Origin of the sequence: Pseudomonas capsici (assembly GCF_017165765.1) — a bacterium.
GTDB lineage: Bacteria > Pseudomonadota > Gammaproteobacteria > Pseudomonadales > Pseudomonadaceae > Aquipseudomonas > Aquipseudomonas capsici.
The window spans coordinates 160,919-186,252 of sequence record NZ_JAFGZD010000002.1 but is presented as its reverse complement, the minus strand read 5'-3'; the positions used below and the strand labels follow the sequence as shown (position 1 = coordinate 186,252).

Genomic DNA, 25,334 nt, shown 5'->3' with positions numbered 1-25,334 from the left:
ACCGTCGTTGCAAATCAGCGACCGGGTTTGGCGACCCGATCAAGTAAACACTCCCCATCACGCCGCAGTCGCTTTATTCTGTCTGCCACCGCGTTATGGCGGCTGTGTGCGGGAGGCCTTCGGGTCTGCCGGTTTTCTACTTGCCGGTTCGCCAACCCTCACATAGCTGCCACCCCATTGTTTGGCGACAATCCATGGCAGCTTCAATCCGTGATCAAAGTAGAGTGCAACCCATGCGGAATATCGTTCCAACTCCCCCCTGCACAGACCATTTCGAAGCCACCCTTTTCGTACGCCACCACCGTATGCTGCGTGCCATCCACAGCGAAGCCCAGGCATGGTTTTGTCTTGCAGACCTTGCACGACTGATGGGCCAGACACTGGGTGAACGCTCAGCACTCAAGCTCGATGCAGATCAGCGACGGATTGTCTGGTTGCAGGCTAACGGCAAGTGGCAAAAACAATTGATGGTCAGCGAGTCAGGTGCGTTTGCGTTATTGGTTCATCACTACGTCCCCGAAAACCGGGCACTGCGACAGTGGCTGACTCATGAAGTACTGACGGTACTGCACGCACCGCAAAATATGACTCTGGATAACCCGAGGCTCAGCCATTGGCAGTGGCCAGGCACGTCATTGAGCGTGATGCAATGGCGCGATGAGCCATGGATTCGCTTGCGGGATATGCCGAATGTAGCACTGCAGACTACACGACCAGTCGAGCATGGTTTCTGGCAGAGAATGAAGGCACGTATCAACGACAATCTGTGCAGCAGTCATCATTGATCGCAGAGCGGCTCACACTGAGCCGCTTTTTTTGCATGCGAAAAAACCATAAAAAAAGGCCGCCCGAAGGCAGCCTTTAAAGAACAAAGGAAAGAGAGTAAAGCTTGCTTACACGGCCGCGACAGGACGCATGTAAGAAATAGGTGCCGTACTGGCATCCTCGAAGGTCACGACTTCCCAGGCGTCCGGCTGCTCGATCAACGTGCGCAGCAGACGATTGTTCAGTGCATGCCCCGACTTGAAGCCACGGAACTCACCGATCAGGCTGTTGCCCAGCAGGTAGAGGTCACCGATGGCGTCCAGGATTTTATGTTTGACGAATTCGTCCTCGTAACGCAGGCCGTCTTCGTTCAATACGCCTTCCTTGTCGACCACGATGGCGTTTTCCACGCTGCCGCCGAGTGCGAGGTTGTGCTTGCGCAGGTACTCGATGTCACTCATGAACCCGAAGGTCCGTGCACGGCTGACTTCCTTCACGAAGGAAGTACTGGAAAAGTCCACGCTTGCACTCTGGGTGCGGTCACGGAAGACAGGGTGATCGAAATCGATCTCGAAACTGACCTTGAACCCTTCGAAAGGCACGAAAGTAGCGCGTTTACCGCCCTCTTCCACTGTCACCTCACGCAGGATACGGATGAACTGCTTCGGCTCGTCCTGTTCCTCCAGGCCGGCCGATTGAATCAGGAATACGAAAGGGCCTGCGCTGCCATCCATGATTGGAACTTCGGAGGCAGAGAGCTCGACGTAGGCGTTATCGATGCCAAGGCCAGCCATGGCCGAAAGCAAATGTTCTACCGTGTCGACCTTTACGTCACCGCTGACCAGAGTGGTCGACAGTGTGGTGTCTCCGACATTTTCCGCACGTGCAGGGATATGCACGACAGGGTCCAGGTCGGCTCGGCAAAACACGATGCCGGTATTCACAGGCGCAGGCTTGAGGGTCAGGTAAACCTTTTCCCCGGAATGCAAGCCAACACCTGTGGCACGGATAATATTTTTCAGGGTGCGTTGTTTAATCATGGCATGGCCGCTTCAGCGCAAGTTGCGAACTGGTATCAACAAAGGCTGGCGATGATAGCAGACCATGCCTTTGCTGAACACCAATCACCCTAATACCCCTGATACATTTCATCAATCGGCCTGACGACGCAGGAAAGCCGGGATGTCCAGGTAGTCGAGGTCATCGTTAGGGTTCATCTTGGCCGCTGCAGTGGCGCTTGCATGAGCCTGATTGCGCATTACGGTCGGGCGTTCCAGATCGCGGTAGTTCACCGATGGAGCTTCCTGACGAGCAGCTGCAGGTTGAGCAGCGGCCTGCTGGACAGCTTGCAGGGTGTTGTCGATGACCTTCACAGGCTTCTCGATTTTCGCGCCCAGACCAGTTGCAACCACGGTCACGTGCAACTCGTCACGCATGTCCGGATCGATAACGGTACCGACCTTGACCATCGCGTGCTCGGAAGCGAACGCCTCGATGATGCTACCCACGTCGGAGTACTCACCCAGAGACAGGTCAGGACCGGCGGTGATGTTGACCAGGATGCCACGTGCGCCCTGCAGGTTGACGTCTTCGAGCAACGGGTTGCGAATGGCCGCTTCGGTCGCTTCACGCGCACGATTCGGACCGCTGGCGCAGCCGGTACCCATCATCGCCATGCCCATTTCGCTCATCACGGTACGGACGTCGGCGAAGTCGACGTTGATCATGCCCGGACGTTTGATGATGTCGGAGATACCGCGAACGGCACCGGCCAGAACATCGTCAGCCTTGGCAAAAGCCGACAGCAGGCTGGCGTCTTTACCCAGGATGGTCAGCAGCTTCTCGTTGGGGATGGTGATCAACGAGTCGACGCTTTCCGACAGCATACGGATGCCTTCATCGGCGATCTGCATGCGCTTTCGGCCTTCGAACGGGAACGGACGAGTAACGACCGCAACCGTGAGGATGCCCAGTTCCTTGGCCACTTCGGCAATGATCGGAGCTGCACCGGTACCGGTACCACCGCCCATGCCAGTCGTGATGAATACCATGTTGGTGCCTTGCAGGACTTCTGCAATGCGCTCACGGTCTTCCAGTGCCGCCTGACGGCCGACTTCAGGGTTGGCGCCAGCGCCAAGACCTTTGGTCACGCCAGTACCCAATTGCAGGATGGTGCGTGCGCCGATGTTTTTCAGTGCCTGAGCATCAGTGTTGGCGCAGATGAATTCCACGCCTTCGATGTTGCTCTTGACCATGTGATTGACAGCGTTGCCACCACCACCACCCACACCGATAACCTTGATTACCGGGCTCTGCGGGACGTTGTCTACGAGTTCGAACATTTTCCCTCTCCTTCAGTTCTCTAGTTGTTTCTGCCTACTACCTGCCGCTACCACTTTTGAAGCCTTGAAACTCAGAAATTGCCCTGGAACCAGCGCTTGACGCGCTCAAGCACTGGGGCCTTGGGTTCGTCGCCGTAGCTGCTGCTGTTGCCCAGACCGGACAGCGAGATGCCGTCCGACTGTTTCTGCAGCCCGTACTGCAACAGGCCGACGCCTGTGGAGTAGATCGGGTTGCGCACAACATCGGCGAGCCCTTTGACGCTATGCGGTACGCCGAGGCGTACCGGCATGTGGAAGATTTCCTCGGCCAGTTCGACCGCACCTTCCATTTTCGACGTACCACCGGTCAGCACGATGCCGGCCGGGATAAGATCTTCGTAACCGCTGCGGCGCAGTTCGGCCTGGATCAGGGTGAACAGCTCGTCGTAACGAGGTTCGACCACTTCGGCCAGGGCCTGGCGCGACAGCTCGCGAGGTGGACGGTCGCCCACACTCGGTACCTTGATGGTTTCACCGGCACCGGCCAGTTTGGCCAGGGCGCAGGCGTAGCGAATCTTGATTTCTTCGGCGTACTGGGTCGGTGTACGCAGCGCCATGGCGATGTCGTTGGTGACCTGATCGCCGGCAATCGGGATCACGGCGGTATGACGAATGGCGCCTTCGGTGAAGATCGCGATGTCGGTGGTGCCGCCACCGATATCCACCAGACACACGCCCAGTTCCTTCTCGTCATCGGTCAATACCGAATAGGCCGACGCCAGTTGTTCGAGAATGATGTCGTCGACTTCCAGGCCGCAGCGGCGCACGCACTTTTCGATGTTCTGGGCAGCGTTCACTGCGCAGGTCACCACATGCACCTTGGCTTCCAGACGCACGCCGGACATGCCCAGCGGCTCGCGCACGCCTTCCTGGTTATCGATCACGTAATCCTGCGGCAAGGTGTGCAGCACGCGCTGATCGGCAGGGATGGCAACCGCCTGCGCGGCATCGAGCACACGCTCCAGATCCGCGGAGCTGACTTCGCGATCACGAATCGCCACGATGCCGTGGGAGTTCAGGCTGCGAATATGGTTGCCCGCAACGCCGACGAACGCCGAGTGGATACGGCAGCCCGCCATCAGTTGTGCTTCTTCGACGGCGCGCTGGATCGATTGCACGGTCGATTCGATATTCACCACCACGCCCTTTTTCAGGCCACGGGATGGATGGGTACCGATACCCACGATTTCCAGCGAGCCATCGGCCGCGACTTCGCCTACCAGTGCCACCACCTTGGAGGTACCGATATCCAGCCCGACGATCATTTTGCCGCTTTGCACATTTGCCATGGTCCAGCCTCTTATCAATTCTTCGCGACGGCGGGCTTGTCCGCTGTCGGCGCTACCTGCTCACGCCATCCGACCGCAAGGCCGTTGGAGTAACGCAGGTCGATGCGCGCAATATTCGTGATTTGTTCTTTAAGCGTCTTTTCGTAAATCGCGATGAAGCGGCGCATTTTTTCCACAAGATTATCGCGTCCCAGCAACAACTCGATACCCGGACCGGCATTGCCGGCACCGGTGGTCAGGAACCAACTGCCACGCTCACGTAACTCCAGGCGCGCGATGGAGAACCCCATGGGGCGCAACATCTGACTCAACACCTGGTACTGCTGCATCACCTGTTGCTGGGCCCGCTGCGGACCGAACAACTGGGGAAGGTGTTCATAGTTGGACAGTTCACGCGGTGTGAAAGCCTGTCCCTGGTTGTTCAACAGCGCTTCGTCTCCCCAACGGGCGACGGGCAGTTGCTCTTCCAGTCGAATCACGACCTGGTCCGGCCAGACACGCCGTACTTCGGCATGAGCGATCCATGGCATCTGCTCCAGTTCGGTACGCATGCCGGCCAGATCGATGGTGAAGAAGCTGGCCGCCACATAAGGCGCGATTCGCTGCTGCACCGCCTGCTGACTGATGTAACTCAGGTCGCCCTGCACGTTGATGCGGGTGATCGGACGGTCCACATACGGCAACAGGCGCTGCGCACCTTCGTACGTACCGAACCCCAGAACCACCAGCAGCACCGGCCAGAACAGCCCCTTCAGGAAACCGAAGCCCGGCTTGGGCAGTCGCGCCGACAATGGCTCCTTGGCCACCATCCGACTGGCACCACGCGGCACTGGCTTGCGGCCAGGAGCAGGTGGCTGATGACGTGCCGACGCGCCGTACATGCTTAACCTCTCACCTGAACGCTGTCGGCCAGAATCGCCAACACCAGTTGCTGGAAATCCAGCCCGGCAGCACGAGCTGCCATGGGGACCAGACTGTGATCGGTCATGCCCGGCACGGTGTTGACTTCCAGCAGCCAGAACTTGCCTTGTGCATCCTGCATGACATCCGCGCGCGCCCAGCCTGCAATGCCGATGGCCTCGCAGGCGCGTGCTGTCAGTTGCTTGAGTTCCTGTTCCCTGGCATCACTCAGCCCGCACGGAATCCGGTACTGGGTATCGGAAGCCAGGTACTTGGCGTCGTAATCGTAGAAACTGTGAGAAGTGCCCAGGCCTATGGGCGGCAATATTTCGCCACGCAGGCAGGCGATCGTGAACTCGGGACCTTGAATCCATTGTTCGACCAGAACTTGCGAGTCGTAGGTACTGGCGGCTTTCCATGCGGCGATCAATTCGTCGACGCCGGTCACCTTCGCCATACCGATACTTGAACCTTCATGGGCCGGTTTGACGATCAAAGGGAAGCCCAGTTCCGTCGCGGCAGAAATACAATCGGCTTCGCTGCCCAGAACCGCGTGCAACGGAGTGGCCAGCCCGAGACTTTGCCAGACCTGCTTGGTGCGCAACTTGTCCATGGCCAGTGCAGAAGCCAGTACGCCGCTGCCGGTGTAAGGGATTTGCAGGCACTCCAGCAGGCCCTGCATCGTGCCGTCTTCACCGCCACGACCATGCAGAACGATAAAGGCACGGTCGATCCGCTCGCTGACCAGCCGTTGCAGGAAGTCATCGCCCACATCGATGCCGAACGCATCCACGCCGGCACTGAGCAATGCATCCAGCACCGCACGCCCGGACTTCAACGAAACCTCCCGCTCGGCGCTCTTGCCACCGAAGAGCACGGCGACGCGGCCGAAGCTTTTCGGCTCAAGGGTCGAGCGCAGGGAAGATTGCGAGGTCGCTGTCATTTGAGCTTACCTTCGGTAGACGCAACGACCGCACCGGCAAACAGCGGGCTCTTGAGCAGTTGCGGAGCCAGGCCACCGATATCACCGGCGCCCTGGCACAGCAGGATGTCACCGGCGCGCAGCAGCGGCTTGACCAGCGGCGCCAGCTCGACACCACGCTCGATATAGATCGGGTCCAGTTGCCCGCGCTGACGGATGCTGTGACACAGGTTGCGGCTGTCGGCACCGGGAATAGGCTCTTCGCCCGCCGGGTAGACTTCCATCAGCAACAGCACGTTGGCATCGGCCAGCACCTGTACGAAATCGTCGTACAGATCGCGGGTACGGCTGAAACGGTGCGGCTGATAGACCATGACCAGACGACGATCCGGCCAGCCGCCACGCACGGCATTGATGACCGCAGCCACTTCACGTGGATGGTGACCGTAATCGTCCACCAGCATCACGTTGCCGCCTTCGACGGGCAGTTCGCCATAGACCTGGAAGCGTCGACCCACGCCCTGGAAGCCTGACAGGCCCTGAACGATGGCTTCGTCGCTGACACCTTCGTCAGTGGCGATGGCGATGGTTGCCAGCGAGTTGAGCACGTTATGGTTGCCCGGCATGTTCACCGACACATCCAGCGGCTCGCGGTCGCGACGCAACACGGTGAAGAAGGTCCGCATGCCGTCCTGGCGTACGTTGATCGCACGCACATCGGCCGTTTCGTTGAAGCCGTAGGTCAGGGTCGGACGCTTGACCAGCGGCAGGATTTCACGCACCACCGGATCGTCGATGCACATCACGGCCAGACCGTAGAACGGCAGGTTGTGCAGAAACTCGACGAAGGTCTTCTTCAGCTTGTTGAAGTCGCCTTCGTAAGTGGCCATGTGATCGGCGTCGATGTTGGTGACGACGGCGACCAGCGGCTGCAGATGCAGGAAGCTGGCGTCGCTTTCATCGGCTTCGGCGATCAGGTAACGACTGGTGCCCAACTGTGCGTTGGTGCCGGCAGCGTTGAGACGGCCACCGATCACGAAAGTCGGGTCCAGGCCACCGGCGGCGAACACCGAAGCGATCAGGCTGGTGGTGGTGGTCTTGCCGTGAGTACCGGCGACGGCGATGCCGTGGCGATAGCGCATCAGCTCGGCCAGCATCTCGGCACGGGGCACCACGGGAATACGACGCTCAAGGGCTGTCGCGACTTCCGGGTTGGAGGTGTTCACGGCGCTGGAAACCACCAGCACGTCGGCACCGACGGCGTTCTCGGCAAGGTGACCGATGAAAATGTGCGCGCCGAAGGATTTCAGACGTTCGGTAACGGCCGAATTCTTCAGGTCCGAGCCCGACACTTCATAACCGAGATTCAACAGCACTTCGGCGATACCGCACATACCCACACCGCCGATACCGACGAAGTGGATGCGGCGGATACGGCGCATTTCAGGCTGAGGCATGGCACGTTGACTCTCAACCATTGGCCACCTCCACACAAACGTCGACAACGGTGTTGGTTGCGTCTGGCCGGGCCAGCCTGCGGGCGGTACGGGCCATGTTGTTCAATTGTTCGGGTTGCATCAAAACCTCTTTCAGGCGCGTAGCCATCTCGGCGGCGCCAGTTGTCGCTTGCGGCATGACAAAGGCTGCGCCTTCGCGAGCCAGATAGTCAGCGTTACGAGACTGGTGGTCGTCGATCGCGTGAGGCAGCGGGATCAGGAACGAAGGCAAGCCTGCGGCTGCCAGTTCACTGATGGTCAACGCACCTGCGCGACAGACGACCAGATCGGCCCAGGCATAGGCCTGTGCCATGTTCTGGATAAACGGCGCGACCTGCGCCTCGACGCCGGCGTTTCGATAACGCTCGGCGGTGACTTCATCGTGTTTCCTGCCAGCCTGATGGAAAATCTCGGGCCGTATGTCTTCAGGCACCTGAGCCAGAGCTTCGGGCAGCAACTTGTTCAGGGGCTCCGCGCCCAGGCTGCCGCCCAGGACCAGCAGACGCGCCTTGCGACCGGCCAGCGGCTGTCGTGGCGTTTCAAGAAAGAGCTCGACCCGCACCGGATTGCCGGTGGTACGACGCTTGGCCGTTGCACTGAAGGTGTCCGGGAACGCCTCGCAGATACGGCTGGCGAAGGACGACAGACTGCGGTTGGCCGTACCGGCCACAGCGTTCTGCTCATGAATGATCAACGGCACACCCGCCAGCTTCGCAGCCAGCCCGCCGGGACCTGTGACATAGCCACCGAAACCCACGACACAGACCGGCTTCAGCTCGCGCACAACCTTGCGGGCCTGTCGCAATGCCTTGAGCAGCATGAAAGGGGCCTTGAGCAACGACAGCTTGCCCTTGCCACGCAAACCGGTGGCATCGATCAGATGCAGGGTCAGCCCTGCCTGTGGCACCAGCTCGTTTTCGATACCACGCGGCGTACCCAGCCAATGGACCTTGTAACCACGCGACTGGAATTCGCGGGCACAGGCCAGTGCCGGGAATACATGCCCGCCGGTGCCGCCGGCCATGATCAGCACGTTAGCGTCCATGGGGCGGCTCCTCGGCGAAGTCGCTCTCCTTGAATTCGGTTTCTTCGCTGCCCATGTTGTTGCGCGATTCCCACTCGATGCGCAGCAGCAGGCCGAGGCTCGCGCAGCAGATCACAAGCGAACTGCCGCCGTAGCTGAGGAATGGCAAAGTCAGGCCTTTGGTCGGCAGCAGACCGACGTTTACCCCGATATTGATCAGGAACTGGCCGATCCACAGGAAAGAAAGACCGTAGGCAACGTAAGCACCGAAGAACTGTTTGGCCCTTTCTGCCCACATACCTATGTACATGCCACGAATACTGACGAACAGGAACAAGGCCACCGTGAGCAAAGACCCGATGACACCCAACTCTTCGGCCAGCACCGAGAACACGAAGTCCGTATGAGCTTCCGGCAGATAGAACTGTTTCTGGACACTGTTGCCCAGACCGACGCCGAACCATTCGCCGCGACCGAATGCGATCAGCGCCTGGGTCAACTGGTAGCCGGAACCGAACTGGTCTGCCCACGGATCGGTGAAGTTGGTCAGACGCGCCATCCGGTAAGGCTGGGCCTGAACCAGCACCACCACGGAAACCACTGCCAGCACCACCATCAGGGAGAAACGGAACAGCCCGACGCCGCCGAGAAACAGCATGGCCGCCGCCGAGCCCATCATCACCACCGTGGCCCCGAAGTCAGGCTCCATCAGCAGCAGGCCCGCCATGGGCAGCAGCACGATGAATGGCTTGAAGAAGCCCATCCAGCTTTCACGGACTTCCTGCTGACGACGAATCAGATAGCCCGCCAGGAAGATCACCACAAAGACCTTGGCGATTTCGGAAGGCTGCACGTTGAACGCGCCGAAACCGATCCAGCGCATCGAGCCGTTAACCTCACGCCCGATGCCCGGCACCAGCACCAGCAACAGCAGACCGAAGGCACCGATCAGCATCAGCCAGCCCATGCGCTGCCAGGTGGCGACCGGAATCATCATGGTCGCGCCGCAGGCACCCAGGCCGATCAACAGATAGACAAGATGACGGGTCATCATGTACAGCGTGTTGCCCGACTGCACGGCAGCCACTTCCGACGACGCGGAAGTAATCATCACCAGACCAAGCCCCAGCAATGCCAGGCAACCAGCCAGCATCGGGAAGTCGAGGTCTATGCCGCGTCCGCTGATCAGCGGCGACGGGTAAGGCTTGATCACGCCAAAGATCATGACAAGCCCTCCACGGCCCGGGCAAACAGATGCCCGCGCTCTTCGTAGTTCTTGAACATGTCGAGGCTTGCGCAGGCAGGCGACAGCAGCACCGCATCGCCCTCTTGAGCCAGTTCGGCACTGCGTTGTACGGATTCTTCCAATGTCTTGACTCGAACCAGTGGTACAGCGTCGCCCAGTGCCTGCGCGATCAGTTCGGCATCGCGCCCCAGCAGGATCACGGCACGGCAGTGCGCCGCGACGGCAGCACGCAGGCCACTGAAGTCAGCGCCCTTGCCGTCGCCACCGGCGATCAGCACCAGTTTGCCGGCAATGTCCGCACCCAAGCCTTCGATGGCCGCCAGCGCGGCACCAACGTTGGTGGCCTTGGAGTCGTTGTAATACTGAACACCAGCCAGCTCGCGTACCCACTGGCAGCGATGCTCAAGACCGGTGAAGGTGCGCAGGCTGCTCAGCATGGCGTCGAACGGCAGGCCGACGGCGTGCCCCAGTGCCAGCGCAGCCAGGGCATTGGCCTGATTGTGTGCGCCACGGACTTTCAGTTCGCGAACCGGCATCAGGTTGTCGAACTGGAAGGCCAGGTATTTTTCGCCGCTCTCTTCACGCAGGCCGAAACCCTTGAAGTCCGGTTTGGTCAGGCCGAAGGTCCAGCAAGGCAGACCTTCAACGATCAGCGGACGGGACAGCGCATCCTGACGATTGACGACCACCTGCCGCGCACCACGGAAAATCCGGTGCTTGGCCAGGTGGTAGGCCGGCAGGCCGCTGTAGCGGTCCATGTGGTCTTCGCTGACGTTGAGCACGGTCGCGACTTCGGCGTTGAGTTCGTGAGTGGTTTCGAGCTGGAAGCTGGACAGCTCAAGCACGTACAGCTCGACATCGTCACCGAGCAGATCCAGCGCCGGCATGCCGAGGTTGCCGCCGACCGCAACGCGCTTGCCGGCGGCCTGCGCCATTTCGCCCACCAGGGTGGTCACGGTACTTTTCGCATTGGAACCGGTGATTGCAATGATCGGCGCCTTCGCGTAACGCGCGAACAGATCGATGTCGCCGGACATCTTGACGCCACGGGCATGGGCCTCCTGCAAGGCCGGTGTCGCAAGGGCCAGACCGGGGCTGACATACAACTCGTCGGCACGGCAGAGAAACTCGACGTCCAGCTCGCCACAACGCACTTCCACCTGCGGATAGTCGCGACGCAGAGTCGCAAGCTCCGGAGGATTCTCCCGAGTATCGGCCACGGCAAAGGCAACACCCCGGTTCGCCAGGAAGCGAACCAGGGACATGCCACTCTTGCCTAGACCGACAACGATACGGAAGCGGTCGGAAACGATCAAAGACACTCGGTCTACCTCAGTTTCAGCGTTGCAAGGCCGATCAGCACCAGAATCACGGTGATGATCCAGAAACGGACGATCACACGCGGTTCAGGCCAGCCCTTGAGTTCAAAGTGGTGGTGGATGGGCGCCATGCGGAAGACGCGGCGACCGGTCAGTTTGAATGACGCAACCTGAATGACCACTGAAAGGGTTTCCATCACGAACACGCCGCCCATGATGAACAGAACGATTTCCTGACGGACGATCACCGCCATGGTGCCCAGTGCCGCGCCCAGTGCCAGGGCACCGACGTCGCCCATGAACACCTGGGCCGGGTAGGTGTTGAACCAGAGGAACCCGAGCCCCGCACCAATCAGCGCACCGGAGAACACGATCAGTTCACCCGCTCCAGGCACATAGGGAATCAGCAGGTATTCGGCGAACTTCACGTTACCCGACAGGTAGCAGAAGATGCCCAGCGCACCGCCGACCATCACGGTCGGCATGATGGCCAGACCGTCCAGGCCATCGGTCAGGTTGACCGCGTTGCTGGAGCCGACAATCACGAAATAGGTCAGGACGATGAAACCGACCATGCCCAGCTGGATGCGCACATCCTTGAGCATCGGCACGATCAGGGTGGTCTCGGTTGCCGATGGCGCAGTCGTATAAAGGAAGATCGCTGCGCACAGGCCGAACACCGACTGCCAGAAGTACTTCCAGCGGCTTGGCAAGCCACGGGAGTTCTTCTCGATCACCTTGCGATAGTCATCGATCCAGCCGATGCCACCGAAAAACAGCGTGACGAGCAGAACCACCCACACATAGCGGTTGCTCAAGTCAGCCCACAGCAGGGTACTGATACCGATGGACGACAGGATCAAGGCACCGCCCATGGTCGGGGTGCCGGACTTGGAAAGGTGCGATTGCGGACCATCGTTACGCACGGCCTGACCGATCTGGCGCATTTGCAGGGTGCGAATCATCCACGGCCCCAGCCACAGCGACAGGGTCAAGGCCGTGAGCACGCCGAGGATCCCGCGCAAGGTCAGGTATTGGAAGACCGCAAAGCCTTTATGAAACTGTTGTAAAAACTCGGCCAACAGCAGCAGCATCAATGTTTCTCCAGGCTAGAACCGCATAAGGCAGCCACGATGTTTTCCATCGCGGCACTACGCGAACCCTTGATCAGTAAAGTGGTATTGGGGTCTTGCTCGGCACCCAGCGCTGCAATCAGGTCGGCCTGACTGGCAAAATGCCGCGCATTCTCGCCGAAGGCGTTGACGGCATGAGCCATCAGCGGGCCAACGGCATACAGTGCCGAAACCTTGCCGGCGGCATAGGTGCCCACATCGCGGTGCCCCTGCTCTGCCCACTCGCCCAGCTCACCGATATCACCCAGCACCAGAACGGTTCGGCCCGGGAAGTCGGCAAGCAGATCGACAGCGGCATTTATGGAAGAAGGATTGGCGTTGTAGGAATCATCGATCACCCGCACGCCATTGCTGGCGATTTGTGCAACCGTGCGCCCCTTGACCGGCTGAACGTTGTTCAGGCCCGTGACGATGCCGTCCAGGGGCACGCCCAGCGCAAAGGCACCAGCCGCTGCCGCCAGGGCATTGGCCACGTTGTGTGTACCCAGCAGGTTCAATTGCACCTGCGCAGTCCCCAGCGGACTGTGCAGCAAAAAGCTCGGACAACCACGCGCATCGCGCCCCAGGTCGCTGGCGTACAGGTCGGCCTGGCTGTTGTTCAGGGCAAAGCTGACGATTTTTCGCTCACCGACACGCAGCCGCCAGATCGGGAAAGCCTTGTCGTCGAGGTTCAGGACAGCGATACCGCTGGCATCGAGCCCTTCGAGGATTTCACCTTTGGCTTCAACGATCCGGTCCGGACCACCGAACTCGCCGACATGGGCAGTCCCGGCATTGGTAATCAAAGCGACATGAGGTTTTGTCAGGCTGACGGTGAAGGCAATTTCGCCGACACGCGAGGCACCCAGCTCGATGACTGCCGAAGAGTATTCCGGTGCCAGTTCAAGCAGGGTCAGAGGCACGCCCAGTTCGTTGTTCAGGTTGCCACGGGTAGCCAGAACCGGCCCGCGAGTGCGCATGATGCTGGCCAGCATTTCCTTGACCGTGGTCTTGCCGCTGGAACCGGTGATTGCAGCAACAGGCCTGTCGACAAAGGCATTGCGATTGATCGCACCCAACTGTGCCAGCGCCTTGCGAGTATCGAGCACGACCAGTTGCGGCAAGGTCGAGCCTTCCACTTCCCGTTCGACCAGAGCACCCACGGCACCTTTGGCAGCAACCTGATCCAGATATTCGTGACCGTCGAAACGCGGTCCGGTCAGAGCCACGAACAATTGGCCCGGCTGGATGGCGCGACTGTCGGTGCTGACGCCGGTAAAGGTGCAGTCGCCAACAGAACGAGCGTCGAGTGGCGCAACCAGTTCGCTGAAGGTCAATGCTTTAAGCATGCGCAAGCTCCCATGCGGCCAGAGCCTTGGCGGCTTCTTCCAGGTCAGAGAACGCGTGGCGTTGACCGTCGATCTCCTGATAATCCTCATGCCCCTTGCCAGCCAGGACCACGACATCCGCGGCATCGGCGCTGGCAATCAGTTCGGCAATCGCCTGACCACGGCCTTCAATGAAATGCACGGCAGCGGCGTTCACGAAACCCGGGCGGATATCGTCGAAAATCCGGCTCGGTGCTTCGGTGCGCGGATTGTCATCCGTCACCCAGACACCATCGGCAAGACGCTCGACCACTTCGGCCATCAGCGGACGCTTGCCACTGTCACGATCGCCACCGCAACCGAACAGGCACAACAGACGGCCCTTGGCATGTGGACGCAAGGCATGAAGCACCTGCTCCAGAGCATCGGGGGTATGAGCGTAATCGACCACGACCAGAGGTTTGTCGCCACCGCCAAGACGCTGCATGCGTCCGACCGGACCTTCCAGCTTTGGCAAGACCTTGAGAATTTCGTCCAGCGCATATTCCAGACCCAGCAAGGCGCCGATGGCAGCCAGCACATTGCTCAGGTTGAAGCGGCCCAGCAGACGGCTGCGCAGCAGGTGTTCGCCCTGCGCAGTCACCAGCGTGGCGCGTACGCCGTCGTCATCGAACTTCGCATCGCGGCAATACAGCGATGCGCTTTTGTCCAGCAGGCTGTAGGTCACCAGCCGCGAGTGATGCTTGACCTCGGCCAGCTCACGCCCGAACTCGTCGTCCAGATTGATGACCCGGCAACGCAGATCCGGCCATGCAAACAGCTTGGCCTTGGCTGCACCGTAGGCCTGCATGGTGCCGTGGTAATCAAGGTGATCGCGGGACAGATTGGTCAGTACGGCGACATCGAAATCCAGAGCCGTGGCACGTCCCTGGTCGAGGCCGTGGGAGGAGACTTCCATCGCAACGGCGCGGGCACCGGCCTTTTTCAGGTCAGCGATGGTGGCTTGTACGGAAATCGGATCAGGCGTGGTGTGGCGACCGCTTTGCAGCGCGCCATAGAAGCCGGTCCCCAGAGTACCGACAATGCCACAGTGCTGACCGAGCAGATCAAGAGCCTGGGCAACCAGTTGCGTGACGCTGGTCTTGCCATTGGTTCCAGTCACGCCCACCAGATTCAGACCACGGCTCGGCTCGCCATAGAAGCGACCGGCAATGGCCGACAACTGCGCAGCCAGGCCCTTGACCGGAATCAACGGCACATCGGTGATAGGCAATACCGTCGAACCTTCGGCCTCATAAGCCACTGCCGCAGCGCCGCGCTGCAAGGCATCGGCAATGTGGGCACGGCCATCGAGCTTGATACCGGGCACGGCCAGGAACAGGTCTCCCGGACGAACATTACGACTGTCGAGCGTCAACTCGCGAATCAGGGGATCGCGGTCGGTTTGAGCGAAAATCTTGCTCAGATTGAAAGCCATCAGCCACGCCCTCCTTTCACTACAGGGGCAACATTGACCTGCTCTTGGGGCGCGGCGAGGTTGTCAGGTGTCACGTTCATCAGACGCAACGTACCGGACATGACCTTGCTGAATACCGGGGCAGAAACCAGACCACCGAAATAGCCACCCTTGCTCGGTTCATCGATCACAACGACGATCGCGTAGCGCGGATTGCTCATCGGGCCAAAACCGGCGAACAGGGAGCGGTAGGAGTTTTCCGCGTAGCCCTTGGTGCCGATGGAAGTCTTGCGTGCAGTACCACTCTTGCCGCCGACGTGATAGGACGGCACACGGGCGCGATACACGCCGCGCGGGTCTTCGATCACTTGCTGCAACATGCCCTGCAGGGTCTTGGCGGTGTTTTCCGGAATGGCCTGCACTGCGGTCGGCGGCGTATCGCTTTTCAGGATGGTCAGCGGCACGATCCGGCCATTGTTGGCCAGTGCGCCGTAGGCATGCACCAGTTGCAAGGCAGTGACCGACAAGCCGTAGCCATAGGACAGGGTCGCGGTTTCAGCCTTGCGCCACTCGCGGTAGTTCGGCAGGTTGCCCACGCGCTCGCCCGGGAAGCCGAGGCCGGTGTACTGGCCGAAACCGACGCGCTGCATGGTGCGGAAAATCGCCTCACCGCCCACGTCGAAGGCGATCTTGCTCATGCCCACGTTACTGGAGTTGATCAGGATGCCGGTCAGGTCGAGGATCGGCCCTTCGGTCTTGGTCACGTCACGAATGGTGTACTTGCCGATCTGCAAGGTGCCCGGATAAACCTCGACCTTGTCGGTAGGCTTCCAGCGTCCGCTGTCCAGCGCCGTGGTCATGGAAATCGGCTTCATGGTCGAGCCCGGCTCGAACACGTCGATGATTGCCCGGTTGCGCATCGCGGCCGGCACCATGGTGCGGCGGTTGTTCGGGTTGTAGGTCGGCTGGTTGACCATGGCCAGGACTTCGCCAGTCTTGACGTCCATGATTACCAGGCTACCGGCCTTGGCTTCGTTCTCTACTATGGCGTTACGCAACTCGCGGGTGGCCAGATATTGCAGACGCAGATCAATAGACAAAGCCAAGGTCTTGCCGGCCTTGGCGTTCTTGGTTACCTGGACGTCCTTGATAAGTCGCCCCCTGCGGTCCTTGATGACCTGCCGCTTGCCGGGCACCCCGGCGAGCCAGTCGTCATAGGCCAGCTCGACCCCCTCGCGACCATGATCGTCGAGGTCGGTGAAGCCGACCATGTGTGCGGTCACGTCACCGGCCGGATAGAAACGCCGGAACTCCTCGATGCCATAGACACCGGGAACCTTGAGGTCGAGCACAGCCTGCCCTTGCTCAGGCGTCAGGCCGCGAACCAGATAGACGAATTCCTTGGTGGCCTGGGAGTCCAGGCGCTCGGTCATGGCCTTGAGGTCCTGACCCAGAGCAGTCGCCAGAATCGGCCACTTGGATTTGTCCTGCTGCATTTCACGCGGGTTGGCCCAGAGCGTGGTCACAGGCGTACTGACAGCCAGAGGCTCGCCGTTACGGTCGGTGATCAGACCACGGTGAGCCGGGATAGGAATATGGCGGACGCTGCGAGCATCACCCTGCTCCTTGAGGAAGGTGTGGTCGATGACCTGCAGATCGACAATGCGCCAGCAGATGGCGAGCACCAGAATGACGAGCAGCCCTACCACCACACGGAACCGCCACGGGTACAGAGCACCTTCAAGCTTCATCATGGCGCCACCATCCGCACTTCGGCAGCGTTGGGGATGCGCATCTTCAACTGATCGGTGGCCAGGTTCTCGATACGGCTATGGGCCGTCCAGGTACTCTGCTCGAGAATCAGACGCCCCCACTCGGCCTGCGCCTTGTCGCGCACGCTCATTTCCGAGTACAGGGAGTTGAGCAACTGCCGGTTCCAGTGGGCGCTGTAGGACACGCCGATTGCCGAAACGAGGACGGCAATGAACAGCAGCAGCATGATCAGACTGCCGCCGGGCAATGGCTTGAGGAACAGACGGCTCACCTGAGCTTCTCCGCCACACGCATGACAGCACTGCGCGAGCGTGGATTGGCTCTGGTTTCTTCGTCCGAAGCGAACTGCGCCTTGCCGATAAGCTTGATCCTCGGCTCGAAGGCCTTGAACTGGATCGGCAGGTTACGAGGCATGTTGTCAGCTTCACCCTTGACGAGCTTGCGCATGAACAGCTTGACGATGCGGTCTTCCAGCGAGTGGAAGCTGATGACCACCAGACGACCGCCGACTTCAAGGGCGTCCAGCGCCGCTTCAAGACCGGCTTCCAGATCGCCCAGTTCGTTATTGACGTGAATACGCAGGCCCTGAAAGGCCCGCGTGGCCGGATTCTTGCCTTTTTCCCAGGCAGGGTTGGCAACCTTGAGGACTTCTGCCAGATCGGCAGTGCGCTCGAAAGGCTGGATTTCGCGACGCTCAACCACAGCGTTGGCCATGCGTTTGGCGAAACGCTCTTCACCGTATTCCTTGAAAACCCGTGCAATTTCTTCGGCAGGTGCGGTTGCGATGAACTCGGCAGCACTCACGCCGCGAGTCGGGTCCATGCGCATGTCCAGCGGGCCGTCATTCATGAAACTGAAGCCGCGCTCAGGGTCGTCCAGTTGCGGCGAGGACACGCCAAGGTCCAGCAGAATGCCGCTGACCTTGCCTGCCAACCCGCGCTCCTGAGTCTCGGAGCCCAGTTCGGCAAAGCTTCTCTGCACAATGACAAAGCGGCCGTCTTCGGCCGCCAGCGCTTGCCCTGTGGCAATCGCTTGAGGATCCTTGTCGAACCCCAGCAGTCGGCCATCGGGCCCAAGATGCCGGAGTATCAGACGACTATGTCCGCCACGACCGAATGTGCCGTCCAGATAGCAGCCATCGGCGCGCACAGCGAGAGCCTCGACGGCTTCTTCGAGCAGTACGGTGATGTGGGTAAAACTGCTGTTCATAGTCACAGGATCAGGTCACGTAATTCATCAGGCATCGCGCCAGGTTTTTGAATGGCTGCAAGGTCTGCATCGGCAAGAGCATTCCAGGCATCCTCGTCCCACAGTTGAAACTTATTAAGCTGTCCAACCAACATCACACGCTTATCCAACCTGGCGTATTCACGAAGACGCGGCGGCACCAGGAAACGCCCACTGCCGTCGAGCTCCAGATCCACAGCGTTACCAATCAAAAGCCTCTGCAACCGGCGGTTTTCTTCGCGAAAGGTAGCCAGCTCGCGAAGTTTCGCCTCGATCAATTCCCACTCGGACAGCGGATAAAGACACAAGCAGGGGTCAACGGCATCAATGGTCACGATAAGTTGCCCGGAGCTACGCGAATCCAACTCGTCACGATACCGGCTCGGCATGGCGAGACGACCCTTGGCATCGAGATTGATTGCGTTGGCACCACGAAACACAGGCGCACTCTCCGAATTTTAACTTTTCGCGCTAAAAAAACCCACTTCGTGCCACTTTCTGCCACTTGCGCACACTATAGGAATGCGCCCACCACACCGTCAAGGCACGGTCTTAAGGAAACCCCTTACATTTCGGAGATTTAGGAGCGGTAATGGAGGAGGAGAGACAATTTCTCGAAGGTTTTGACAGGCAAACACGAAGCCGCCCAAATGATTGCGACTCAAACTTAAAGTAATTTATTAAGTGTAAGAATTTTTTGGCATTACGGAGAAGAAAAACCGCTGCTTTAACAGCAGACGAGAAAGGAAGGTGGAGAGTCGATCTGTAAGCCGGGTTCTGTCGAGGACAGTCATTCCTCTACGACGGCCATCACTGGACGTCTTTAGCAACCTACCCGGTTCCAGCGCGGGCCACGCCTGGGAACCCTATTTGGTCTTGCTCCGAGTGGGGTTTACCTTGCCACGACCTGTTGCCAGACGTGCGGTGCGCTCTTACCGCACCTTTTCACCCTTACCGGCACCGAAGTGCTTAGGCGGTTATTTTCTGTGGCACTTTCCGTAGGCTCGCGCCTCCCAGGTGTTACCTGGCACTCCGCCCTATGGAGCCCGGACTTTCCTCCCCCCCTTGTTGCGAAACAACAAGAGGCAGCGACTGTCCAATCGACTCTCCGCTGCCAAGGGTATCGGGACGAGGCGTCAAGAACAAGCATTAAAAGCCAGAATGACGTGCATTTGTCGCACAAGACGGAACTTATTGATCCTTCTGTTTGTCCAGTGCGACCTGGTAAAGCAGATTCTTGCGCACACCGGTGATTTCCGCTGCCAGTGCAGCCGCCCGCTTGAGAGGCATTTCCTCGAGCAACAGATCCAGAACCCGGCGCGCCTCGGCCCCCACCACATCCTCATCTTCGGGCGGTGTCCAGCCCGCCACAAGCACCACACACTCGCCACGCTGCTGATTGCTGTCACCTTCGACAAAGGCACGCAGTTGCGCCAGCGGCAGCCCCTTGAGGGTTTCAAAGGTCTTGGTCAGCTCCCGTGCCAGCAATGCAGGCCGGTCAGGGCCGAACACCTGCTCCATGTCATGAAGACACTCCAGAATCCGGTGCGGCGCCTCATAAAAGATCAAGGTGCGCGGCTCTTCGCGCAGCATTTCAAGCCGACCCTTGCGACCGACAGCCTTGGCCGGCAGAAAACCTTCAAAGATAAAACGGTCCGAAGGCAGACCGGCTGCCGACAAGGCAGCGATCAAGGCACAAGCACCCGGCACGGGAACCACCTGAACACCCGCCGCCCGCGCCTGCCGGACAAGGTGATAGCCGGGATCGGAAATAAGCGGCGTACCGGCATCGGAGATCAGTGCAACATCGTCCCCCGCCAGCAGGCGAGTGATGAAACGGCTACCCTCGTCACGCTCGTTATGTTCATGGCAGGCCGCCAGAGGCGTGGATATTCCAAAATGCTGCATCAGGCGCGAGGAGTGACGAGTGTCTTCTGCCGCTATCAACGCCACGTCACGCAGCACTTTCAAGGCCCGCACGCTCATGTCGTCCAGATTGCCGATAGGCGTCGCCACTACATAAAGCGAACCCAGGGTGGAATTTGAAACAACCGGAGCAGTCAAAGCGCAGACCTCATTTTCGATGGTTGAAAAAACCGCATTGTACAGGCTACGACCCTGCCCCATGGTGCAACACATTCAGGGATGGGCATAAAAGGAAGCAACTCCATGATTCTGCCCCGTCGCAAGATACTGAAACACTCTCGAATCAGCTGTATTGGCCGATAGAGCAACCATGACACGACCAATATCACTGCTTTCGACACCTTCGAAGTCGCACCCCGGCCAGTGCTTGGGTACAATTCCCCGCTAACTTGCTTGAGTATCAGGAACACATCAATGATCGCCTGCCTGCGGCTGTTCTCTGCCCTCTGCCTCGCTGCCCTTCTGGCAGCCTGCGCCAGCTCGCCCTCATCCAGTCTTGGCGAATTGCCTCGCACTCCCGACGCCACCATCGAGCAATTGCTCGAACAGGCTGCTGCCGCCAAGACGCCGGATCAGGCCGCCCCGTTGCGCCTGAGCGCCGCAGATCTGGCGAATCGCCAGAACAATCCCGGTCGCGCCGCCCAGATTCTGGCCCAGGTCCCCCTGGATCAGTTGAAGCCCGGCCTGCAGGTGTTCGCCAGCACCCTGGCTGCGGAACTTGCCATGGGCCGCAACCAACCCAAAGCCGCACTGAGCGCACTGGATCATCCGAGCCTGCAACGCCTGGGCGAACTGTCGGTTGAACAGCAGATCCGCACCCACGCCGTCCGCGCCCGCGCACTCGAAGCCGACGGGCAGACGCTCGCCGCAGCTCGCGAGCGCGTGTTTGCAGGCCCTCTGCTGCAAGGTAACGACGCCAGCGCCAACAACGACGCCATCTGGGCGCTTGTTGCCGCCCTGCCTGCCGATCAGTTGCAAAGCACTGCCACCGACGACATGGGCGGCTGGCTGAGCCTGGCCCGCTCGGTCAAGGGTGCCGGCACGCTGGAACAGCAACAGGCTGCCATCGACGCCTGGAAAGCACAGAACCCGCAACATCCGGCCGCCCAGAAACTGCCGACCACCCTCGCCCAGCTTCGCGCCCTGACCAGCGAGCCGCTGACCAAGATCGCCCTGCTGCTGCCACAGGACGGCCAACTGGCCTCTGTCGCCAAGGCGCTGCGTGAAGGCTTCATGGCCGCGCACTATCAGGCCCAGCAAGCCGGCCAGAACCCGCCTGCCATCCAGGTCTTCGACAGCTCGCGCGTCACCTCGATGGATGATTTCTATCGTCAGGCCAAGGCCGCCGGAGCCCAACTGGTAGTCGGTCCGCTGGAAAAGAATCTGGTCAAACAGCTAAACGGTCGCCAGCAACTGCCCATGACCACGCTGGCCCTGAACTACAGCGACTCCAATACCGAAGGTCCCGCACAACTGTTCCAGTTCGGCCTTGCCGCCGAAGACGAAGCACGGGAAGTGGCCCGTCGCGCCTGGGCAGACGGCAAGCGCAGTGCCGTCGCCATGGTGCCGAAAGGCGAATGGGGCGATCGTGTACTGGATGCTTTCCGCAAGAGCTGGCAAGCCAAGGGCGGCACACTCATCGCCGCCGAACACGTCGACCAGCCTGTCGCGCTTGCCCAGCAAGTCGCCGACCTGTTCCAGTTGCGCAACAGCGAAGGCCGCGCCCAGCGCCTGCAAAGCACCGTAGGCACTCAGGTTGCAGCACAGCCTACACGCCGCCAGGACATCGACTTCATGTTCCTCGCTGCAACTCCGCAGCAGGCCCAGCAGATCAAGCCGACCATGGTCTTCCAGTACGCTGGTGACGTTCCGGTCTACGCCACTTCTCACCTGTTCACCAACAGCAACGATCAGGCCCAGTATCTGGACCTCAACGGCGTGCGCTTCTGCGAAACCCCATGGCTGCTCAATGCCAACGACCCTCTGCGCCAGCAAGTGACCGCTCAGTGGCCACAGGCATCCGGCAGCCTGGGTCGCCTCTACGCCATGGGCATCGACGCCTATCGCCTGGCTCCGCGCCTTGGCCAGCTCAAGGCACTGCCTGAAAGCCGCATCGACGGTCTGTCGGGCAGCCTGAGCATGAGCCCGAGCCGTCGTGTCGAGCGTCAGTTGCCGTGGGCAGAATTCGTCGATGGCAAGGTCCAGCGCCTGCCAGACACTCCCAATTGATGCCAGGCAACACCCGGAAACAGGCAGGGCGCGAGGCGGAAGCCTGCGCCCTGCTCTATTTACAGCAACAAGGCCTGCGCCCGATCACTCAGAACTGGTCATGCAAACGCGGCGAGCTTGATCTAGTCATGCTCGACGGCGATACAGTAGTATTCGTCGAAGTTCGCTACCGACGCCATTCAGGCTGGGGTGGAGCCATGGAAAGCGTCGATTTTCGCAAACAGGAAAAACTGATTACCGCTGCACAACTGTTCCTGCAACAAGAGTCACAGTGGGCCGATCATCCATGCCGTTTCGACGTGATAGCTGTCGATGGCGATCCCGGCAAGAGCGCTCCGCTGAAATGGCTCAAGAACGCATTCGACAGTTGAATTACCACGGGCAAAAGCCCGGGCAATCGGAAACCTGACGCGCAGCAACACCCTTTACCACCCATTTTGCTATTTGATTTGCGGGCTGCACATTCAGTGTGTGGTGAGCCGCCGGAAATACCCGCAGCGCACCCGACCAGCCGCCGTACGCTCTCATTAAGGTCACATTGATGGACATGCAATCCCGAATTCGCCGGCTGTTCCAGGCCAGCATCGACACCAAGCAACAGGCGATGGAGGTCCTTGCCCCCTTTATCGAGCAAGCCAGCCAGGTCATGGTCAACGCCCTGCTCAACGAAGGAAAGATGCTTGCCTGCGGTAACGGCGGTTCTGCCGGCGATGCCCAGCACTTCTCCTCCGAACTGCTCAATCGCTTCGAGCGCGAGAGGCCGAGCCTGCCCGCAATAGCGCTGACCACAGACAGCTCGACAATCACCTCGATCGCCAACGATTACAGCTACAACGAAATCTTCTCCAAGCAGATCCGCGCCCTGGGCCAGCCGGGCGATGTGCTGCTGGCCATTTCCACCAGCGGCAACTCGGCAAACATTATTCAAGCCATCCAGGCCGCACATGATCGAGAAATGATTGTCGTAGCATTGACGGGACGCGACGGTGGCGACATGGCATCGTTACTATTGCCGGAGGACGTGGAAATCCGCGTACCCGCCAACGTCACGGCACGCATACAAGAAGTCCATCTGCTGGCGATCCATTGCCTTTGCGATCTGATCGACAGCCAACTGTTCGGGAGTGAAGAATGAATCGCCTCAGCTTATTGGTCCTGACTCTGTGCCTGGGCATCAGCGGATGCAGCTCGGTTCTGACGGCAACACGCGACAAACCGATCGAGGATGATCGGGGAACCAGGACTTTCGGCAGCAAGATCGATGACTCCCTCATCGAAACCAAAGCCGCAGTGAACATCTCCAAGGCCAGTCCCGATCTGGCCGAAGGCTCGCACATTGTCGTCACCAGCTTCAACGGCATTGTCCTGCTGGCCGGCCAGACGCCTCGTGCAGACCTCAAGGCCCTGGCCGAGCAGGCTGCCAGCTCCGTGCAGCGAGTCAAGAAGGTCAACAACGAACTTCAGGTCATGGCTCCATCTTCTCTGCTGGCACGCAACAACGATGCCTGGCTGACGACCAAGATCAAGGCCCAGATGCTGGCAGACAACTCGATCCCCGGCTCGCGTATCAAGGTCGTGACCGAGAACGGCATCGTCTTCATGCTCGGCCTGCTCACCCAGGATGAAGCCAATCGCGCCACCAACCTGGTGCAGGGCGTCTCCGGCGTACAGAAAATCGTCCGGCTGTTCGAGTACATCGACTGATAAGATGGCGGCATTAAAAAAGGCGATCCACATGGATCGCCTTTTTTTATTTCACAACCTTCAGGCTCGGCCTGCCGCTGGGACGCGGCGGCTCGCTGTCCGGTGGTGGCGTGTCCTCTTCCAGCTCGATCTCGTCCTCTTCCTCCATCGGAGGCTCCAGATCGAAGACCATGCCCTGGCCATTTTCCCGGGCATAGATACCCAGGATTGCGCCAATCGGAACATACAAGGTATGCGGCACGCCGCCGAAGCGGCCTTCGAAACTGACCGCATCGTTATCCATGTGCAAATGACGCACAGCACTGGGCGAAACGTTCAGGACAATCTGTCCATCGTTGGCAAAACCCTGAGGGATCTGCACCGACGGGTACTCCGCATTGACCAATATATGCGGCGTGCAATCGTTATCGACGATCCACTCATAGAGAGCTCGAATCAGATAAGGGCGACTGGAGTTCATCAACGGCTCCTTAAGCCTTAGCGCATCTCACGTTCGGCTACAGACAGGCTCGCCTGAAATGCCTCGCGCGCGAACTGGCGCTCCATGTAATCAAGCAACGGCTTGGCAGGCCGTGGCAATTCGATACCCAAGACTGGCAAACGCCAGAGTATGGGCAGTAGACAGCAATCGACAAGGCTTTGCTCGTCACTGAGGAAAAAAGGTTTTTCCGCAAACAACGGCGAAACACCGGTCAGACTTTCGCGCAATTCCTTGCGCGCTTGTACGCGGGCAGACTCTTTGCTGCGCGAATCCAGAATAAGATCCACCAGTCCACACCAGTCGCGCTGAATCCGATGGATCAGCAAGCGACTATTGGCACGCGCCACAGGGTAAACCGGCAGCAAGGGCGGGTGCGGGTAACGCTCATCAAGATATTCCATCACCACCGTAGACTCGTACAACGCCAGGTCACGATCGACCAGGGTTGGCACGCTGCCATACGGATTCACTTCGATGAGCTGGGGCGGATGACGACCCGCAACCACATCGATGATCTCGGCGCTGACACCCTTCTCAGCGAGCACGAGACGCACGCGATGGGAATAGTGGTCGGCGGGGTCGGAGTAACAGGCCAACCGATTGGTCACGCCCATGGCGATCCTCCTCGCTTGTTAAAATTTATAAGGCAGACAAACGAACGCGCCCCAGTGGTGCCTCCGATTATGACCGCGCAAAGACAGGTCGTCGTCGCGGGCGACAAGATAGCTCATTTACGCAAAGTAAATGAGCTATCTT

The 25,334-nt window shown here is 59.7% G+C and carries 24 protein-coding genes and 1 other RNA gene; 5 read left to right on the top strand and 20 right to left on the bottom strand.

The features are described 5' to 3' along the window. Positions 1–233 precede the first annotated feature (233 nt). Positions 234–785: a BRO-N domain-containing protein gene (locus JSY17_RS03595; protein ID WP_206400572.1), complete on the top strand. Its 552-nt coding sequence runs from the start codon at positions 234–236 to the stop codon at positions 783–785. Positions 786–893: 108 nt separating this feature from the next. Here the strand turns inward: JSY17_RS03595 and lpxC are convergent, their stop codons facing one another. The 18 genes from lpxC to rsmI all read right to left on the bottom strand — a co-directional run bounded on the left by lpxC (position 894) and on the right by rsmI (position 20,302). Further along, positions 894–1,805 (bottom strand): UDP-3-O-acyl-N-acetylglucosamine deacetylase, encoded by a 912-nt coding sequence (gene lpxC / locus JSY17_RS03590; RefSeq protein ID WP_025261727.1) that lies wholly within the window; start codon positions 1,803–1,805, stop codon positions 894–896. A 111-nt stretch (positions 1,806–1,916) separates the two neighbouring features. Beyond that, positions 1,917–3,107 (bottom strand): cell division protein FtsZ, encoded by a 1,191-nt coding sequence (gene ftsZ, locus JSY17_RS03585; protein ID WP_117165833.1) that lies wholly within the window; start codon positions 3,105–3,107, stop codon positions 1,917–1,919. 71 nt (positions 3,108–3,178) lie between these two features. Next, positions 3,179–4,435, bottom strand: coding sequence for a cell division protein FtsA (gene ftsA / locus JSY17_RS03580; protein WP_117165832.1), 1,257 nt, complete (start codon positions 4,433–4,435; stop codon positions 3,179–3,181). Between the two features lie 14 nt (positions 4,436–4,449). Continuing rightward, positions 4,450–5,316: a cell division protein FtsQ/DivIB gene (locus tag JSY17_RS03575; RefSeq protein ID WP_206400570.1), complete on the bottom strand. Its 867-nt coding sequence runs from the start codon at positions 5,314–5,316 to the stop codon at positions 4,450–4,452. Between the two features lie 2 nt (positions 5,317–5,318). Next, positions 5,319–6,278, bottom strand: a complete 960-nt coding sequence (locus JSY17_RS03570) for a D-alanine--D-alanine ligase (RefSeq protein WP_117165830.1) — start codon at positions 6,276–6,278, stop codon at positions 5,319–5,321. After that, entirely contained in the window at positions 6,275–7,735 is a 1,461-nt protein-coding gene (murC, locus tag JSY17_RS03565) for a UDP-N-acetylmuramate--L-alanine ligase (RefSeq protein ID WP_117165829.1), read from the bottom strand. Before murC ends, JSY17_RS03570 begins: the two co-directional genes overlap by 4 nt. Then, a complete protein-coding gene (gene murG / locus JSY17_RS03560) occupies positions 7,728–8,798 on the bottom strand; it encodes an undecaprenyldiphospho-muramoylpentapeptide beta-N-acetylglucosaminyltransferase (protein WP_117165828.1) in 1,071 nt (356 codons plus the stop codon). The genes murC and murG overlap by 8 nt, the downstream gene beginning before the upstream one ends. Continuing rightward, a complete protein-coding gene (gene ftsW, locus JSY17_RS03555) occupies positions 8,788–10,002 on the bottom strand; it encodes a putative lipid II flippase FtsW (protein WP_117165827.1) in 1,215 nt (404 codons plus the stop codon). The genes murG and ftsW overlap by 11 nt, the downstream gene beginning before the upstream one ends. After that, positions 9,999–11,345 carry a UDP-N-acetylmuramoyl-L-alanine--D-glutamate ligase gene (gene murD / locus JSY17_RS03550; RefSeq protein WP_200977222.1) on the bottom strand — a complete coding sequence of 449 codons (1,347 nt, stop codon included), beginning with the start codon at positions 11,343–11,345 and terminating at the stop codon, positions 9,999–10,001. The genes ftsW and murD overlap by 4 nt, the downstream gene beginning before the upstream one ends. Before the next feature lie 5 nt (positions 11,346–11,350). Next, a complete protein-coding gene (gene mraY / locus JSY17_RS03545; protein ID WP_117165825.1) occupies positions 11,351–12,436 on the bottom strand; it encodes a phospho-N-acetylmuramoyl-pentapeptide-transferase in 1,086 nt (361 codons plus the stop codon). After that, entirely contained in the window at positions 12,436–13,803 is a 1,368-nt protein-coding gene (locus JSY17_RS03540) for a UDP-N-acetylmuramoyl-tripeptide--D-alanyl-D-alanine ligase (RefSeq protein WP_200999404.1), read from the bottom strand. Before JSY17_RS03540 ends, mraY begins: the two co-directional genes overlap by 1 nt. Then, entirely contained in the window at positions 13,796–15,259 is a 1,464-nt protein-coding gene (locus tag JSY17_RS03535) for a UDP-N-acetylmuramoyl-L-alanyl-D-glutamate--2,6-diaminopimelate ligase (protein WP_117182150.1), read from the bottom strand. Before JSY17_RS03535 ends, JSY17_RS03540 begins: the two co-directional genes overlap by 8 nt. After that, on the bottom strand, positions 15,259–16,989 hold the full coding sequence (locus JSY17_RS03530) for a peptidoglycan D,D-transpeptidase FtsI family protein (RefSeq protein WP_206400927.1): 1,731 nt from the start codon (positions 16,987–16,989) through the stop codon (positions 15,259–15,261). The genes JSY17_RS03535 and JSY17_RS03530 overlap by 1 nt, the downstream gene beginning before the upstream one ends. Beyond that, positions 16,989–17,282, bottom strand: coding sequence for a cell division protein FtsL (gene ftsL / locus JSY17_RS03525; RefSeq protein ID WP_117165821.1), 294 nt, complete (start codon positions 17,280–17,282; stop codon positions 16,989–16,991). The genes JSY17_RS03530 and ftsL overlap by 1 nt, the downstream gene beginning before the upstream one ends. Beyond that, positions 17,279–18,220, bottom strand: a complete 942-nt coding sequence (rsmH, locus tag JSY17_RS03520) for a 16S rRNA (cytosine(1402)-N(4))-methyltransferase RsmH (protein ID WP_117182149.1) — start codon at positions 18,218–18,220, stop codon at positions 17,279–17,281. The genes ftsL and rsmH overlap by 4 nt, the downstream gene beginning before the upstream one ends. Positions 18,221–18,222: 2 nt before the next feature. Further along, on the bottom strand, positions 18,223–18,678 hold the full coding sequence (gene mraZ / locus JSY17_RS03515; protein ID WP_117165819.1) for a division/cell wall cluster transcriptional repressor MraZ: 456 nt from the start codon (positions 18,676–18,678) through the stop codon (positions 18,223–18,225). 310 nt (positions 18,679–18,988) lie between these two features. After that, an RNA gene (gene rnpB, locus JSY17_RS03510) (RNase P RNA component class A) lies at positions 18,989–19,346 on the bottom strand. A gap of 83 nt (positions 19,347–19,429) precedes the next feature. Next, on the bottom strand, positions 19,430–20,302 hold the full coding sequence (rsmI, locus tag JSY17_RS03505) for a 16S rRNA (cytidine(1402)-2'-O)-methyltransferase (RefSeq protein WP_206400568.1): 873 nt from the start codon (positions 20,300–20,302) through the stop codon (positions 19,430–19,432). 276 nt (positions 20,303–20,578) lie between these two features. Between rsmI and JSY17_RS03500 the strand changes: the two genes are divergently transcribed. The 4 genes from JSY17_RS03500 to JSY17_RS03485 all read left to right on the top strand — a co-directional run bounded on the left by JSY17_RS03500 (position 20,579) and on the right by JSY17_RS03485 (position 24,097). Further along, positions 20,579–22,393, top strand: a complete 1,815-nt coding sequence (locus tag JSY17_RS03500) for a penicillin-binding protein activator (protein ID WP_122371679.1) — start codon at positions 20,579–20,581, stop codon at positions 22,391–22,393. After that, the gene (locus tag JSY17_RS03495; RefSeq protein ID WP_206400566.1) at positions 22,393–22,764 is read left to right on the top strand and encodes a YraN family protein; all 372 of its coding nucleotides are present in this window, start codon (positions 22,393–22,395) and stop codon (positions 22,762–22,764) included. Before JSY17_RS03500 ends, JSY17_RS03495 begins: the two co-directional genes overlap by 1 nt. A gap of 170 nt (positions 22,765–22,934) precedes the next feature. Continuing rightward, complete coding sequence (locus JSY17_RS03490; protein ID WP_117165816.1) at positions 22,935–23,528, top strand: phosphoheptose isomerase; 594 nt, start codon at positions 22,935–22,937, stop codon at positions 23,526–23,528. Continuing rightward, the gene (locus JSY17_RS03485; protein ID WP_117182145.1) at positions 23,525–24,097 is read left to right on the top strand and encodes a BON domain-containing protein; all 573 of its coding nucleotides are present in this window, start codon (positions 23,525–23,527) and stop codon (positions 24,095–24,097) included. The genes JSY17_RS03490 and JSY17_RS03485 overlap by 4 nt, the downstream gene beginning before the upstream one ends. A gap of 46 nt (positions 24,098–24,143) precedes the next feature. Here JSY17_RS03485 and JSY17_RS03480 read toward each other — a convergent pair whose 3' ends face one another. Together JSY17_RS03480 and JSY17_RS03475 are read right to left on the bottom strand one after the other, a co-directional pair. Beyond that, a complete protein-coding gene (locus tag JSY17_RS03480) occupies positions 24,144–24,557 on the bottom strand; it encodes a ClpXP protease specificity-enhancing factor (RefSeq protein ID WP_117165814.1) in 414 nt (137 codons plus the stop codon). Positions 24,558–24,574: 17 nt separating this feature from the next. Further along, on the bottom strand, positions 24,575–25,192 hold the full coding sequence (locus JSY17_RS03475; RefSeq protein ID WP_117165813.1) for a glutathione S-transferase N-terminal domain-containing protein: 618 nt from the start codon (positions 25,190–25,192) through the stop codon (positions 24,575–24,577). Between the last annotated feature and the right edge of the window lie 142 nt (positions 25,193–25,334).